This window comes from Microcystis sp. M015S2, from assembly GCF_020245945.1.
GTDB lineage: Bacteria > Cyanobacteriota > Cyanobacteriia > Cyanobacteriales > Microcystaceae > Microcystis.
Genome location: NZ_JADBTX010000016.1, coordinates 62817 through 77115 on the forward strand (window position 1 = coordinate 62817; position 14299 = coordinate 77115).

Consider the following 14299-nt stretch of genomic DNA (forward strand, 5'->3'; position numbering starts at 1 on the left):
GATTTTAACTCCTAGAAATTGATTTAATTAATAGCTTTATGGGCAATTGTGGCTATTTCTTGGGCGGCTTTTTCCTTTCTTTCACTATAGCGATCGATCAGATAATCTACCTGATCTCGCAGGAGAATGGTAAACTTATAAAGTTCCTCCATTACATCAATAACTCGATCTCGATAGGGGGAATCTTTCATCGTGCCATCCTCATGAAACTCCTGATAAGCTTTAGCCACCGAAGACTGATTAGGAATAGTAAACATTCGCATCCAACGACCAAGAATTCGCAGAGTGTTAACCGCGTTAAAAGATTGGGAACCTCCGCTTACTTGCATGACTGCTAAGGTGCGGCCTTGGGTAGGTCTAACCGCACCAATACTTAAGGGAATCCAATCAATTTGGTTTTTGATGATGCCGCTAATATTGCCGTGAAGTTCGGGAGATGACCAGACTTGACCCTCGGACCATTGACTTAATTCTCGTAATTCCTGTACTTTGGCATGAGTATCGGGAACACTGCCATAAATCGGCAATTCACGGGGATCAAAAAAGCGCACTTCTGCCCCATATTCAGTGATAATTCTGGCCGCTTCTTCTGCTAATAAACGACTGTAGGAACGTTCCCGTAAAGAGCCATACAAAAAAAGAATTCTCGGTTTGTGAGTCGATTGGATCATGGTGAATAATTATTTATAAGAACTCAAGCAACGAGGATCAAGAAGGGTGGCTTTTTCTGGATCTCTGGGAAACCAAAAGGCGGTTTTTTTACAGAATTCTACCAACATTAACATCACAGGTACTTCAATCAATACCCCCACTACTGTCGCTAAAGCAGCCCCCGAATTCAATCCGAATAACATCACCGCAGTGGCGATCGCTACCTCAAAATGATTACTAGCACCAATTAAAGCAGCGGGAGCCGCATCTTCGTAAACTAAATTGAGTTTGAGAGCGGCCACATAACTAAGTAAAAAAATCAGATTAGTTTGAATAAAGAGGGGAATAGCAATCAGGAAAATATGCAGGGGATTACTAACAATTAAATCGCCTTTGAAAGCAAAGAGGAGGATTAAGGTTAACAATAAGGCAGTGATTGCCACAGGACTGAGATAGTGAAGAAAACGCGATTCAAACCAGGCGCGTCCTTTATGTTTAAAAATCCAGTGACGGCTATAGATACCGGCAATAAGCGGTAAACCAACGTAGATTAACACAGAAAAAACAATGGTCTGCCAAGGGACTACAAAATTATTAGCTGCCAGTAACCATTTACCTAGAGGAGCGTAGAGAAAAAGCATCGCTAGGGAATTGACTGCTACCATAATTAGGGTATGACCCTGGTTACTGTAGGAAAGATAGCCCCACATCAAAACCATGGCCGTACAGGGAGCAATTCCTAGTAAAATAGCTCCAGCAGTGTAGGAACTAGCTAAACTTACCGTCTGTCCTCGGATAATCTCCGTTTGACTCAACCAAGGCAGAAACAGCCAGCCGAGAAAAAATTGAGCCAGCGCCACCATGGTAAAGGGTTTGATCAGCCAATTAACCACTAAAGTTAAAATAACTGGTTTGGGAGTGCGGGCAGCCCGGAGAGCCTGAGAAAAGTCGATCTTAACCATGATCGGATACATCATGAAGAAAAGACAGATGGCGATCGGAATAGAAACGTTATAGACACTCATGGCATCTAAAGTCTTCGCTACGTCCGGAAATAACCGACCGAGGGCAATTCCCGCCAAAATACAGAAAATAACCCAAAGGGTAAGGTATTTTTCAAAAACACTAAGGCTACCACCAGCTTTGGCGGCTTTAGGATTGATTTGATTAGTCATCGCACAAAGGTGGAAAGGGAATAATGGGAGATTGGGCAACCCACCTTTATTATTTCAAAAAAAGTTGATATGTCAAGGGTAAAAGCTAGTTATAAAGCTTTAATATTTCTAAAAATCTTGATCGGTTACTGATTTTCCTCGCAGAAACGAGCGGGGACGAGGGAACTAAAACGACGATATTCGGATAGATATTCTTCTAGGAGAAGAAATTGAGATAGATTCAGGCTGTAGTAGATCCAACGACCCTCTTGACGACTGCGGACTAAATTGGCTTCTTTTAGCGTTTTTAGGTGAAAAGATAATTTAGATTGGGCGATATCAAGATGGTCGCGCAATTCACAGACGCATAATTCCTGATGCCGCAACAGTTGCAAAATTTGCAGCCGTAGGGGATCCGAGAGTGCCTGAAAACCAGTATAAATTTGGGTTAACGAGTCGGGAGATGTGGTCAGAGAGTTGAACATTGAGATAGTCCCTCGGTGGGAAGGAAAGAGGAAAGCGGGAAAATTCAGAATTGCAACAAAACTTTATGTATTTTTGTATCGAATCAGGAAAACCAGCGAATCATCCCCTGTATGATAGACAATGGTTTTGACCAGATTAGCCCTTAAAATCATTGTAGACAGGTTAGGAGACATCATGGAATTATTTGCGGCTCTCAATTTAGAACCCATTTTTCAACTCACCTTCGTGGCGCTAATCATGTTAGCTGGCCCCTTTGTCATTTTCCTACTAGCTTTTCGTGGTGGCGACCTATAAAAACCGCCTCCCCCCCATTGTTATTCGTGCTTTTTTTTGACTTCTCTCCTCTTTAGGGAGAGATTTTTTGTCTAAAAGTCAGGAGTCAGGAGATAGGAGTCAGGAGATAGGAGTCGGGAGTCAGGAGATTGCTTTTATTTATTCCCCCCACTTCCCACTCCCCACTCCCAATTCATAATTTATAATTTATAATTCATAATTCTCACACGCCACTTCCCACTTCCCCACTTCCCCACTTCCCCTCTCCTAACAATCGACTGCTAAGATCGAACAGAGTGATCAATCCCTCGCTCCTACGATACCTGATAAAACTATCTATGATCATTAAAAATAACCCCTATTATCGGGCTGTAATCGGCTTTTGGGTCGCTTTCCTTGTGTTTTGGGGTTTTGGGAGTTTCTCACCCCTTCTTGCCCAAGCGAAAGAGGAACCAGCCGATGTACAATCGATTACCCCCTACCTTAAGCAATTTCAACAAAAAATTACCGAATTTCGCCTCGATAACGGACTAAAATTTATTATCCTAGAAAATCGCGATGCCCCGGTTATTTCCTTTGTCACCTACGCGGATGTGGGGGGTGCCGATGAACCGGACGGTAAAACAGGAGTTGCCCACTTTTTGGAACATTTAGCCTTTAAAGGCACAAAAACCATCGGTACTACCGATTATCTTAGCGAGAAAAAAGTCCTCGATCGCCTTGAAGCTATAGACAAAGAACTGCAAGCAGCCAAAAAAGCGGGTAAAAGCGCAGAAGTGGCTAGATTAACGGAAGAATTTCAAAAAACTAAGGCAGAGTCCGAGAAATTCGTCCAACGCAACGAATACGGGCAAATCGTCGAAACTCAGGGGGGAGTCGGTTTAAATGCCACCACTTCCACCGATGCAACTAGCTATTTTTACAGTTTCCCGTCGAATAAATTGGAATTGTGGATGTCTTTGGAATCGGAACGATTTTTAGAACCGGTGTTCCAACGGGAATTTTACAAAGAAAAAGACGTAATTCTAGAAGAAAGACGGATGCGGACGGATAATAGCCCCTTGGGTCTATTAATCGAAGCTTTTCTCGATCAAGCTTATACTGTCCATCCCTACAAACGTCCCGTTATCGGCTACGATCGAGATATTCGCAATCTAGAACCCTCAGATATCCAAAACTTTTTCGATAAATTTTATCCTGCCAGTAATTTAACCATAGCTATCGCCGGAGATGTGGACCCAGAACAGGTCAAACAGTTAGCTAAGGTTTATTTTGGTCGTTTTCCCGCTAAACCAAAACCCCCCCAGGTGACGGTAGTGGAACCGAACCAAACCAAAACAAAGGAAATTACCCTAAAATTAGCCTCGCAGCCTTGGTATTTAGAAGGATACCATCGTCCCGCCCTCAATCATCCCGATCATGCGGTTTACGAGGTTATCGCCACTTTAATGAGTGAAGGAAGAACTTCGCGACTGTATAAAGCTTTAGTGGAGGACAAACAACTTGCCCTCGCTGCCCAGGGATTTAACGGCTTTCCGGGGGATAAATACCCGAATTTGCTGTTATTCTATGCTCTGAGCGCTCCTAATGTCAGCCTGGAGGAAGTAGCGCAGGGTTTGAATTTGGAATTGGAAAGATTGAAAAATGAACCGGTTTCGGAACAGGAATTAGAACGGGTTAAAAATCAACTACGGGCAGCCCTATTAAGAGGTCTTGATTCTAACATGGGCATGGCGCGATCCTTGATTGAATACGAGGTAAAAACCGGCGATTGGCGTAATTTATTCGCCCAATTAGATGCTTATAATGCTGTCACGGCAGCCGATATTCAACGGGTGGCTAAAGAGACTTTTACCCCCGAAAATCGCACTATTGGCCGAATTTTACCGAAATAGAGAGATGGGGAGATAGGCGATTTTTCAGTGAGCAGTATTAGGTGAGCATTCACTGAAAAAAAGCTACCTTCTCTCCTCCCCAGTGCCGTCTTAACAAGTAATTTAGATACCAGTTAATCACCCAGTGCAGGATCGCAGAATCCAACCCAGTAAGACTCCAATACCACCAAAGCGGACAATTTGCCAAAAAACTTCCCCCAGCAGTCCGCGACGGATTCCTTCCCAGAATAGGCGCTTTAATTCCCCTTCTTTAAGTAAATTGCTTTCTAAAATTACCTCTAATTCTTGAATCTGTTCGCGAATTTGTACCAATTCCTTTTCTAGTTCAGGTAGGGGATTTTCCCGCCATTGGGGTTCTATTTGGCTAAATTGTGCTTCTAGGTCTTTTTTTTGCTGTTCTGCTTCGTTGATCTGTCGATAACGGTCTTTTAGTGTTGCGATCGCCGCTTCGACTTCTTCAATCGCTTGGGTAAATTCTGCCGATTCATCGTTAGGGTATGGGTTTTCTTCTAAGGACATGGACTCGATGGGATTTCCTGCGTCTAAACTATAGTTATAGACGATTTTACGGTTTTACGAAACCTTTTGATTATGATTCCATCCCCTGTCTCTTCCTCCTCTCAGACTGTTGATGATCTATCTACCCTGGAATTGGCGCGGATTTTGGCGGAACGTTTGGCGATCGCACCGATTGACTGGCATCGTCTGAAGGCCAATCGTAATGCTCGGGCCGCTGAACAATTAGGGACGGCTTTGGTGTTTTTATTAGATAATCAGCCAGAAGAAGCACTTCCTCGGCTACAACAGGCTACAGGCTGGCTCGATCGCTCGATTTCTGCTCCTCCCTGTCCTTCTCACGGTCATGGTCATTAATTCAACCAGCGTTCCTGTTTAATTTGTTTAGAAAGTTTCAGTTGGGTTCCTTGTTGATTCCAGTGAACTTGGTCGAAGATTTGATATAACATACACAGTCCTCGGCCATTTTCCGCTTCTTCGGGGGGAAAATTGGGGCAATCGCAACTACAGCCATGATGGTGACAACCTGGCGTAAATCCACAACCTTCGTCGGTAATTACCCAAGAATACTCGTCTTTACTGCTAGAAAATTGAACAACGACGGTTTTGCTGGGATCGAGATGATTGCCGTGTTTAGCGGCATTAACTAAAGCTTCCTGCAATCCTAATCTAATTTCTGGTTCTAATTCTTCGGGAATACTAGCGGTCAATAAATCTAAAATCGGACAAAGATACAAGGTGGAAGCGAAACTCATAGTGTTCCAGCTTCGTTTGCTTGTTGGCAGTGAAATAGCAATCACACGCTTTACCTCTAGCTTTTATTCAATGACTGTTCTCTTACAGAAAGATTAAGGTCTCTTAACCGTCGATCTAGATGATTGCCATACCTAATGAGTCATGTTTTGTCCCTTTTCTGTCTCTGAGATTGATTAGATATTTTTATGATTGATCTACAAACCAATCGAGAATCAAGGCCACTTTGAGCGGGTAATTAATCAAAAAAGTAGTTGACTGGAACCGATACTGATATGCTATAATTTTTAACCATTGACTTTTCAGCTATAAACGGCTAAAGTGTCGGGGTTTTCCTCCTATTTCATCCTACCATATTCGCTGTTTTTTGTCTAAGAAAAGCGACGCATTCGACGTGGGGAGTTTGGGGAAAGAAATCAGCTGTTTGCACTTCTAGCAGTTGATAATCGCCTGTTTTACAGAGATATTGCAAGTCTCTGGCTAAAGTTGCACTTTGACAACTGATATAAACAATGCGTTGACTTTGCAGTTGTAGCAGACTATCAAGGACAGAGCGATCGCAACCTTTGCGGGGCGGATCGAGTAGAATAATGTCGGGTTTAACTGTCAGTTGCGGTAAAGTTTTTTCTACTGCCCCCAAAATAAAAGTTGTGTTGGTAATATTATTTAATTGAGCGTTAATCTTGGCTCGATCGAGGGAAAAGCTATAGGATTCTAGTCCAATCACCTCTTTAACCCGTTTAGCGAGGGGTAAAGTAAAAGTACCGATGCCACAGTAGGCATCAATAAGAATTTCTTCACCTTTAAGGTCTAATTTCTGACAAATAACCGCAAATAAGGCCTCAGCAGCCTCTGTATTAACCTGAAAAAAGGTATCGGCAGCCAGTTGATAGGTTAATCCGGCGAACTTTTCGGTAATATAATCCCGTCCGGCGATAGTTGTGGTCTGAGCGCCAAAAATAGCATTCCCTCGATCGGGGTGATAATTCACGGTTACACCGACTAAATTGGCGTATTTTGCCAGCCATTGCCGCGCCTGGGTCTCAATTCCCTGTAAATTATTATCGGTACTAATCAGGGTTAATAAAATTTCTCCCGTGTGGCGGCCAATTCTTAGGGATAAATGGCGTAATTGTCCTTGATGGGTCTTTTCATCGTAAATTGACCAGCCTTGCTCCTGAATATCCCGTTTTATCTCTGCTAGAAACGGATTTAAAGCCTGATCTTGAATCGGACATTGATTGAGATTAATCAGATGATGGCTGCCGCGACGATAATAACCCGCTTGCACATTGCCAGTGGGGGAAAATCCGAGGGGATAGGTAGCTTTATTGCGATAAGCGAGGGGAGAATTACCGGTGAGGGGAGGATAAACTAAAGGATCGGTAAAACCGCCAATTCTGGTTAATACCTCTTGTACTTGCTCTTTTTTGACCTGCAGCTGAAATTGATCCTCGATGTGTTGCCATTGACAGCCACCACATTTATCGGCAACGATGCAGCGGGGCCGGATACGATGGGGAGATGCTTGTAGAATAGTTTGTAGTTTGCCGATCGCATGACTTTTTTTGATATAGGTGATGCGAGTTTGAATGCGATCGCCAATAACCGTATCTGGTACAAAAATCACCTGTCCTCGGTATTTTCCCACACCTTCGCCCGTATGGTTGAGGTCGGTAATCTCGATCTCGATTAAATCACCTTGTTGCATAGTTAGGGAAACCAGTTTTCATCCAGGGTTTCTGCTGGGGTAATAATGACTTCTATGGGAATTTCTTGCTGGCTCAATTTCGAGACTATTTGCCTAGCTTTTCCATAACAAGAATCGAAAATTTCGAGGAGATAAGGTTTTAAACTAGGACTGTCTTCCAGCAGCTCGGCAATTTCAACTCGAAAATTAATAATTGCCGCTTCCCATTTATTAGCATTATACTCTCTTTCCGTCTGCCAATAAACTAACTTGAGCAGATGAGCTAATAATTGAATTAACAAACTTTTGAGAGCGTGTCGATTATTTTTTCCCATACTTGCTAATTCCTCGATCAGATTAGTCCAGTCAACCGAGGCAAAATCCTCCTGTCGTAATTGGTTAACGGTTGTCTCGATCCATAGCTGAAAATCTCGATCGTATAAGCTGATCTTCGAGATCGGTATTGGAGCGGTCATGGGGGGTAAACAGTAAAAACAATCCAACTCTATTCTACAATCAAAAATTAATTTTTCTAAAATCCTAGATCGGCTTTGGCAATTTTGGCCGCCGCTAAAACTTCCTCATCGGGTAATTCTCGCCAGTCGGTTGCGCCTATTTCAGTATAGAATTTTTGATCGTAGGCGCGAGTACGAATTACTACCGGCATAGGGACCGCATGACCTAAAACTAAAGCTTGTTGTTTTGAGTCTAATTTCGCTAAAACTGATCGCAAACTTCCCCCTCCAGAAACCCCAGTAAATATGGCTTCGATGTCCTTTTCATCGTTTAATAAACAGGTGATTCTCGTCCCGACCTGAGACATAACTTCGTTATCAATTCCTGAAGGTCTTTGATCGACAATTAGGAGAGTAACAAAGTATTTTCGCATCTCCCTGGCGATGGTTCCAAAGATAGTTTGATGCACCACGGCAGAATCTAAAAATCGATGAGCTTCTTCAATGGTAATCACTAACTGTTGCGGCCGATCAACGGGGTTTTTAGTTTGTAAAAAATATTCAGCTTTTTTAACATAATTAGCATGAATCCGACGGGTGATCATATTGGTGGCTAACATATAGGAAAGCATATTACTTTGGGAGCCAAATTCAATGACAACGTGCTTACCCGCATCTAAAGCTTGTAAAACCTGATCGATATAATTGTGGGGACAAGAACTTTTTAAATATTTCAAACTCTCCAGACGCATTAATTTTCTCTGGAGGGACATAATTGATCCGGCATGGCCTTGTTTTTCCGTACAGAAGATTTTAATATCCTCGTTACTCATATTCAATAACTGAGTAATCCAAGATTCTCCATACTCGTTATAGAGAATATTGGCATTATCTAAACTAGCTTCCGAGATGCCTAATTCCCGACCGATTAAACGAATATCTTCGATTTCAATCTGATTATAACTTAAGAATAATTCCTGCGCTCCTCGTACTCCCCGGCGTTTGGTAGAATCGGGATCCAGGGTATAAATTTCCACCTGTCCGGGGAATAATTGACATAATCCTTTCACCGTAGAAACCTCCTTCCCTTCTTTCATCGCTTCCCAACCGTATTCCGAGTGCATATCAAACATGAGGTTAACCCCTGCTTGTTTGCGAATAATACCCGAAATTAACAGCCTGGTTAAAAAGGATTTTCCCGTCCCGGATTTGCCAAAAACGCCGTTACTACGTTCCACAAAGCGATCGAGATTAATACATATTGGCACGTCCATGTCAAGGGGTTGACCAATGGCAAAATTCTTTCTGGTGGGATCATCTTCCCAACCGAAAACCATGCGAAAATCCTGCTCACAAGCTTCATAAACTTGGCTAAAATGCGCGGGAATAGTTTTAACTGGCAGTAATTCTAAATCGGCGCTGGTTTGGGGTTGAAAAGAGCCTAAAGAAGTGTCGGAAACTGCGGGAGAATTACCTCCAGTCGGCGTCAGAGAGACCCTGGCTTGAAAAGCCGGGGCTTCCTCTGACTTCGTAAACATAAGCATAGGAGATAGTTCAATAGTACCATAAGTACCGCTACCCGCTAAAACATCGCGCATAAAACTATCATCGGGATGGGGAGGGTTAGCGATAATCCGGGGACTAGAGTTACCCAGGGAGACATCGGTGAGGAGACAGAAAAAACGCGAGCGAGTGCCTTGCACCACTAAAAATTTACCGACGCGCATATCCTCCACGGAAATATCCGGATAAAGACGGATTTCTAAACCTTCACTCAGGGAACCTTGAATAACCGATCCGAGGGGTTGTTCACTCATGCTAACCTTTATTTGTGGCGATCTATCTCCCTATTCTGTCACTTTTCCGTTAATAGGTGCAAACTCGATCGGGTACAGTCATCAGTGATCAGTAAACAGTAATCAGTGATCAGTAAAAAGACAGTAGGAAACTGGAAGATGTACCAGACTAAGGCTGAATCCGCCTTATTTAATACGGCCCACTTAATACATACTGCACACTTAAAACTCAAATCTGATAACTGATAACTGATACAGGGGTTTAAGAAAAAAATCTGGTTTATAAACGGGAAGCAAGGCAATAGCCAAGGGAGAAGAGAATGCCACTAAAAAAGTGAAGATTAACCGCTATAAACTTGCAGTTACTGACTAGCTGAGGTTGGTCGTGATTTTGGTTAACGTGGTGGACTAATTGCCAAGCGAAAGGGAGACTAAGGAAGATTAAAAGAGTGAGAGGGGGATAAACCTGCAGCAGCACAAAAACTACCGTTAAAACATAAACGAGAACCGTCACTACGGTTAAAACTTTAGAACCTTTTAAAGTACCCAAACGGGCAATGGGTGATTTTTTACCCGCTTTGAGATCATCGGCGACTTGATGGAAATGGGAACAAAAAAGGATGATAGAAGTGGTAATCCCGATAATAATTGAAGCCGCTAGACTAGAGAGAGAAAAAGCACCGACTTGGGAATAGTAGGCAGCCGCAATCGCCAAGGGTCCAAAAGTAAAGAAACAGATAATTTCACCTAATCCTTGATAACCGAGACGGAAGGGCGGACCTTGATAGGTATAGCCCAAAAAACAGCAGAGGGCGATTAATTCTAGGATCATCCAATCGCCTCGCCCATAACTAATAGCAAAAATACCAGCAATACCCACTAATAGAAAAAGATTACTTAGCCAGAAAATTAAAGATTTATTGCCAGTTAAATTAACGATCGAATGTGCCTTATTGACATCGATCCCGGTATCGGCATCAAAAACATCATTACTGAGATTTAACCAAGCGAGAATTAAAATAGCTGAGAGGATAAAAGTGCCAAAAATCGGGAGAGAAAATCCACCTGTTTCCTGATAAGCGATCGCTGTTCCCAGAATAATCGGTATAATCGCCACACTATACATTGGTGGTTTAATGGCTGCTAACCAGAGTTTTTTGGCCGAGGGAGTGGTGACAGTATTAGTGGTCATAGTTAAATAGGGTTTGCTGAAAAAGTTTTTCCTAGTAGTAGGGTGTGGGGTGTAGGGTTTTACCCATTTTTAGGTGGTCAATTACCCAATTTTCAGGGAAAAAGTGCCTAAATTTTCCCCCTGATCACTCCAAGGGCTGGCACTTTTTGATTTCAAAAAGGCCTAAAGATATTATCCAACAAGGTTTTTATATTTATTCAGCAAGCCCTAGATAGTTCTTCAAAAATTGAGATGCGCCCAACCTGACACACTCAGTTTTGATATTAAACCGAAATTTTCGCTAATCTCGCCCTGAGCTTAGTCGAAGGGTTAGACTTTGGTTTTGGTTTTTTCTTGCAGTTGACGACGGGTAGCGGCACCAGCTAAACCCAGACCTAATAAACCGATAGCGGTCATAGTTCCGGGTTCAGGTGTTTTGGTGGTGATTTCTATTTTAACGCCGGCCAAGGTGGACAAGGCGTTACCAGTTTGAGTGAAACGAATGAACAGAGGAAGACTAAAGTTAGTAGGTACCACCGACGAGACATCGAAGTTGAAGGGGGTACTGGTAATAGTATCAATGCCACTGGCAAGAACGTTATTGAATACGTGAGTTCCGTGAGCAAAGAGATCGAACTCTAGTTTAGCGTTAGCATCGGAAGACTGGTAAGTGAATGAACCTAAAACATTAGCGGCGATGAAATTACCTAGAATTGCGCCGCCAGTAGCAGGAGTAAAGGGGTCTGTATCACCTTGTCCTGCATTAATGATCGTAGCACCGATGCCATTGATGGGATCGGGATTGCCACTAGATGGTGGTGGAGAAGAAGGGGAGTTAAAATTACCTGTCGTGGTTTGAAAAACAATCGGTAGGGAGGTAACAAGGGTTCCCGCTTGGACTGCGGGGGCAACTAGGGCAACGGTGGCGAAGGTGGATAATAAAACTGCAATTTGATGGCTTCTCATGATTTTTCCTTGTCTAATAAGGGGATAAATTAAGCAAATTGCCTGAGTTCAAAAGGTTTAGGGGAACATCGGCAGAAAATCAACATCGGCAGAAAATAGGTAATATATACCTATTCCTTTTGATTCTGATCGACGTTTATTTTAATTGGCAGCTTGTGGTTTTGTCAAGGAGATTTTTGTTGATTTTTCTTGACATAAAACAATTTAGCTGCGTATATCCCCGAAAAAAGCTGATTTTAAAGTGAGCCATTCATCAGTGAATATTATCAAAACCCTGGACTGGGGATAGGAATTAATCTATCCCATCCCATGAAAAAGCCCTATTGGAGAAAACTTCAGTTTGTCAAGACTGTTTGGTACATTTTAGGAAAACTTGACATAATCTTTCATCTCAGCCGAGAACAAGCCAAATATCTTCATATAAATTCATGATTAGAGTGGGTTTTCTGGAGCGACCCAAGCGATCGCTAAAGATGTTATTATCTAGGACAGTCAGCTGAAAATTCCTGCAACTTTGCCAACCACCGATGAGAGCGATCGCTAAAGATGATATTCTTTATATTCACCATGAGGATGTGCCTGTTTATAAAAAAGGTGGTTCGGTGGTGAGAAATAGTTATTTTTGGGCGCTAAAATCGATCGCCTGTGGAGCGCGTCGGGGACAGGATTGGGAGTTCGATGGGGAGGTGTGGGTGGCGCTGGTGCGGATGTTGCTCTGTTTTGCCAATTCTGGTTATTTGGGGGATGGTGAGACAATTTTAGAGTTTACTGTCGATTGTCCTATTCCCGAACCTTTGCGGGCGATATCTACTTACTTATAGCTTCACTGAGATAGTTAGCGGTGGATTCCACTAGGGGAATAGTATTTTCGTATAACATTCGCGTCGGTCCGATAATGCCGACACTACCGACGGGAGTATCTCCCTGTTTATAAAAAGCGGAGATAAGAGTACAAGGGCGCATGGATTCCAGAGGATTTTCGGAACCAATAGTGATTTTGACTTTTTTAGCTGATTTTTCCGGTTCTGGTCTTTGTAAAATCAGGGGTAAAAGGCGATCCTGTTCTGCTTCCAATAGATGCAGTAACATTTGTACTTGTTGCCATTGGGCGAATTCTGGCTGTCGAATGACTTCAGCGACACCATGGACGATAATCTCCGGGGTGGCAGTGGATTGGAGACTAGCGCCGATTTCTTGGCTTAATTGTTGGAGAAAATGGGTATAACGGGTAAATTCTCGCTCGATTTGCTGCCAATCGAGGTTAATTAAATCTGCCAAGCAATAACCTTTTAATTTTTCCCCGAGAAAATTAGAGAGGATTTGTAATTCTTCTGCTAATCCATCCTTCTTGTCCGTTGCCATAGACTCAGGAATCTCTATCATAACCGAGCGTGTTTGTAAACTATCTGTAACAATAATTAACATAATCTGCCTGGCTGAGACGGGGATTAATTGCAGATGACGCAGGGTATTAGTGAGGGTGTGGGGGAGGGTAACGATAGCGATATAACCGCTTAAACCGGCTAAAAGTTGGGTGGCCCGTTGCAGCAGACTTTCGAGACTCCAAGCAGGAGATTTAGCGTTTTGATGCAGATAATAGCCGATTTTTTCGCCGATACGGTCATCGGGAGTCATTAACTCATCGACGTAGAGACGATAACCCCAATCGGAGGGAATGCGTCCGGAGGAAGTGTGGGGTTGATAGAGTAAACCTTCTTTTTCCAGTTTACCGAGAGCATTGCGAATCGTGGCGGAACTAACAGTAAATTTATACTCCTCCACCAGAGTTTTTGAGCCAACCGGTTCGGCCGTGGCGATATAATGTTGGATTGTCGCCTTTAAGATATGCTGATAGCGATCGCTGAGATGGGTTCTAGCGGACATAGGGGAATAATCTTAACAAAAGATTTATAACATTTTTTTAGACAGTATAACGCTTAATCAGTTATCAGTTATCAGTTATCAGTTATCAATGGGGAGAAAGGGGATAGTTTACCCCTCTCTTTTCCTGATTGAGGCCATCAAAATTAGTAACGGGGAATATTAGGATCGACGAGGAGGGAATAAGCATCGATGCCACCGTTAATATTTTTAACATTAGTAAAACCCTGACTTTGTAGCCATTGGCACATTTGCAGGGATCTCATGCCATGGTGACAGATAACGAGAGTTTCCGCTTGGGGGTTGAATTGGGTGGCAATAGTGGGCGACCATTCTCGGTATTGACTCAAGGGTAAAATGGTAAAACTGGCTACAGATGCGATCGCAACTTCCTCCGGTTCGCGCACATCAATAAGTTGTAAATTAGGATCATGAGCGGCTAAACGGAGAGCGAGTTCATCGACGCTAATTTCGGGAATGCTCATAGATTTGGTCTTAAGAATCGGTTATCTTTCCTTTAGATTAGCAAATCGAGGGACCCTGAGCGGTTATCTGTGAACAGTGCCTAGGTTGTGATGATGGTGAGGAGAATTCTGAGGAACAAAAAAAGCG

At 42.9% G+C, this 14299-nt stretch carries 16 protein-coding genes; 4 read left to right on the top strand and 12 right to left on the bottom strand.

The window, feature by feature from the left end:
- Nucleotides 1-23 precede the first annotated feature (23 nt).
- The 3 genes from arsH to IM473_RS03085 all read right to left on the bottom strand — a co-directional run bounded on the left by arsH (nt 24) and on the right by IM473_RS03085 (nt 2290).
- Nucleotides 24-671: an arsenical resistance protein ArsH gene (gene arsH, locus IM473_RS03075; protein ID WP_287657218.1), complete on the bottom strand. Its 648-nt coding sequence runs from the start codon at nt 669-671 to the stop codon at nt 24-26.
- Between the two features lie 9 nt (nt 672-680).
- Nucleotides 681-1826: an ACR3 family arsenite efflux transporter gene (arsB, locus tag IM473_RS03080; protein WP_287657219.1), complete on the bottom strand. Its 1146-nt coding sequence runs from the start codon at nt 1824-1826 to the stop codon at nt 681-683.
- Between the two features lie 125 nt (nt 1827-1951).
- Nucleotides 1952-2290: an ArsR/SmtB family transcription factor gene (locus IM473_RS03085; RefSeq protein WP_002780506.1), complete on the bottom strand. Its 339-nt coding sequence runs from the start codon at nt 2288-2290 to the stop codon at nt 1952-1954.
- 175 nt (nt 2291-2465) lie between these two features.
- Here IM473_RS03085 and psb30 point away from each other — a divergent pair, with 175 nt between their 5' ends.
- Nucleotides 2466-2585 carry a photosystem II reaction center protein Ycf12/Psb30 gene (gene psb30 / locus IM473_RS03090; RefSeq protein WP_002736367.1) on the top strand — a complete coding sequence of 40 codons (120 nt, stop codon included), beginning with the start codon at nt 2466-2468 and terminating at the stop codon, nt 2583-2585.
- 317 nt (nt 2586-2902) lie between these two features.
- Complete coding sequence (locus IM473_RS03095; RefSeq protein WP_287657221.1) at nt 2903-4459, top strand: M16 family metallopeptidase; 1557 nt, start codon at nt 2903-2905, stop codon at nt 4457-4459.
- Nucleotides 4460-4576: 117 nt separating this feature from the next.
- Here IM473_RS03095 and IM473_RS03100 read toward each other — a convergent pair whose 3' ends face one another.
- On the bottom strand, nt 4577-4978 hold the full coding sequence (locus IM473_RS03100) for a sll0565 family protein (RefSeq protein ID WP_271930798.1): 402 nt from the start codon (nt 4976-4978) through the stop codon (nt 4577-4579).
- Nucleotides 4979-5050: 72 nt separating this feature from the next.
- Between IM473_RS03100 and IM473_RS03105 the strand changes: the two genes are divergently transcribed.
- Complete coding sequence (locus IM473_RS03105) at nt 5051-5332, top strand: DUF6439 family protein (RefSeq protein ID WP_002735085.1); 282 nt, start codon at nt 5051-5053, stop codon at nt 5330-5332.
- Here IM473_RS03105 and IM473_RS03110 read toward each other — a convergent pair.
- From IM473_RS03110 to IM473_RS03135, 6 genes are all read right to left on the bottom strand, one after another.
- A complete protein-coding gene (locus IM473_RS03110) occupies nt 5329-5730 on the bottom strand; it encodes an ATP-binding protein (protein WP_287657222.1) in 402 nt (133 codons plus the stop codon). The genes IM473_RS03105 and IM473_RS03110 overlap by 4 nt on opposite strands.
- Nucleotides 5731-6071: 341 nt before the next feature.
- A complete protein-coding gene (gene rlmD / locus IM473_RS03115) occupies nt 6072-7439 on the bottom strand; it encodes a 23S rRNA (uracil(1939)-C(5))-methyltransferase RlmD (RefSeq protein WP_287657224.1) in 1368 nt (455 codons plus the stop codon).
- Nucleotides 7440-7441: 2 nt separating this feature from the next.
- Complete coding sequence (locus IM473_RS03120) at nt 7442-7894, bottom strand: DUF29 domain-containing protein (protein ID WP_287657225.1); 453 nt, start codon at nt 7892-7894, stop codon at nt 7442-7444.
- A 56-nt stretch (nt 7895-7950) separates the two neighbouring features.
- Nucleotides 7951-9690: a helicase HerA domain-containing protein gene (locus IM473_RS03125; protein WP_287657226.1), complete on the bottom strand. Its 1740-nt coding sequence runs from the start codon at nt 9688-9690 to the stop codon at nt 7951-7953.
- A gap of 259 nt (nt 9691-9949) precedes the next feature.
- Nucleotides 9950-10861 carry a 2-carboxy-1,4-naphthoquinone phytyltransferase gene (menA, locus tag IM473_RS03130; RefSeq protein WP_287657228.1) on the bottom strand — a complete coding sequence of 304 codons (912 nt, stop codon included), beginning with the start codon at nt 10859-10861 and terminating at the stop codon, nt 9950-9952.
- A gap of 309 nt (nt 10862-11170) precedes the next feature.
- Nucleotides 11171-11806: a PEP-CTERM sorting domain-containing protein gene (locus tag IM473_RS03135; protein WP_287657229.1), complete on the bottom strand. Its 636-nt coding sequence runs from the start codon at nt 11804-11806 to the stop codon at nt 11171-11173.
- Nucleotides 11807-12333: 527 nt separating this feature from the next.
- Between IM473_RS03135 and IM473_RS03140 the strand changes: the two genes are divergently transcribed.
- Complete coding sequence (locus tag IM473_RS03140; protein WP_286826911.1) at nt 12334-12627, top strand: hypothetical protein; 294 nt, start codon at nt 12334-12336, stop codon at nt 12625-12627.
- Here the strand turns inward: IM473_RS03140 and hrcA are convergent.
- Nucleotides 12614-13690, bottom strand: coding sequence for a heat-inducible transcriptional repressor HrcA (gene hrcA, locus IM473_RS03145; RefSeq protein ID WP_287657230.1), 1077 nt, complete (start codon nt 13688-13690; stop codon nt 12614-12616). The genes IM473_RS03140 and hrcA overlap by 14 nt on opposite strands.
- A 143-nt stretch (nt 13691-13833) precedes the next feature.
- Nucleotides 13834-14172 carry a rhodanese-like domain-containing protein gene (locus IM473_RS03150; protein WP_287657231.1) on the bottom strand — a complete coding sequence of 113 codons (339 nt, stop codon included), beginning with the start codon at nt 14170-14172 and terminating at the stop codon, nt 13834-13836.
- Nucleotides 14173-14299: the final 127 nt, after the last annotated feature.

Coding starts and splice junctions, on each gene's coding strand:
- arsH (WP_287657218.1), bottom strand. CDS start 671: ATGATCCAATCGACTCACAAACCGAGAATTCTTTTTTTGTATGGCTCT.
- IM473_RS03095 (WP_287657221.1), top strand. CDS start 2,903: ATGATCATTAAAAATAACCCCTATTATCGGGCTGTAATCGGCTTTTGG.
- psb30 (WP_002736367.1), top strand. CDS start 2,466: ATGGAATTATTTGCGGCTCTCAATTTAGAACCCATTTTTCAACTCACC.
- IM473_RS03100 (WP_271930798.1), bottom strand. CDS start 4,978: ATGTCCTTAGAAGAAAACCCATACCCTAACGATGAATCGGCAGAATTT.
- IM473_RS03105 (WP_002735085.1), top strand. CDS start 5,051: ATGATTCCATCCCCTGTCTCTTCCTCCTCTCAGACTGTTGATGATCTA.
- IM473_RS03125 (WP_287657226.1), bottom strand. CDS start 9,690: ATGAGTGAACAACCCCTCGGATCGGTTATTCAAGGTTCCCTGAGTGAA.
- IM473_RS03110 (WP_287657222.1), bottom strand. CDS start 5,730: ATGAGTTTCGCTTCCACCTTGTATCTTTGTCCGATTTTAGATTTATTG.
- IM473_RS03150 (WP_287657231.1), bottom strand. CDS start 14,172: ATGAGCATTCCCGAAATTAGCGTCGATGAACTCGCTCTCCGTTTAGCC.
- hrcA (WP_287657230.1), bottom strand. CDS start 13,690: ATGTCCGCTAGAACCCATCTCAGCGATCGCTATCAGCATATCTTAAAG.
- IM473_RS03120 (WP_287657225.1), bottom strand. CDS start 7,894: ATGACCGCTCCAATACCGATCTCGAAGATCAGCTTATACGATCGAGAT.
- arsB (WP_287657219.1), bottom strand. CDS start 1,826: ATGACTAATCAAATCAATCCTAAAGCCGCCAAAGCTGGTGGTAGCCTT.
- rlmD (WP_287657224.1), bottom strand. CDS start 7,439: ATGCAACAAGGTGATTTAATCGAGATCGAGATTACCGACCTCAACCAT.
- IM473_RS03140 (WP_286826911.1), top strand. CDS start 12,334: ATGAGAGCGATCGCTAAAGATGATATTCTTTATATTCACCATGAGGAT.
- IM473_RS03085 (WP_002780506.1), bottom strand. CDS start 2,290: ATGTTCAACTCTCTGACCACATCTCCCGACTCGTTAACCCAAATTTAT.
- IM473_RS03135 (WP_287657229.1), bottom strand. CDS start 11,806: ATGAGAAGCCATCAAATTGCAGTTTTATTATCCACCTTCGCCACCGTT.
- menA (WP_287657228.1), bottom strand. CDS start 10,861: ATGACCACTAATACTGTCACCACTCCCTCGGCCAAAAAACTCTGGTTA.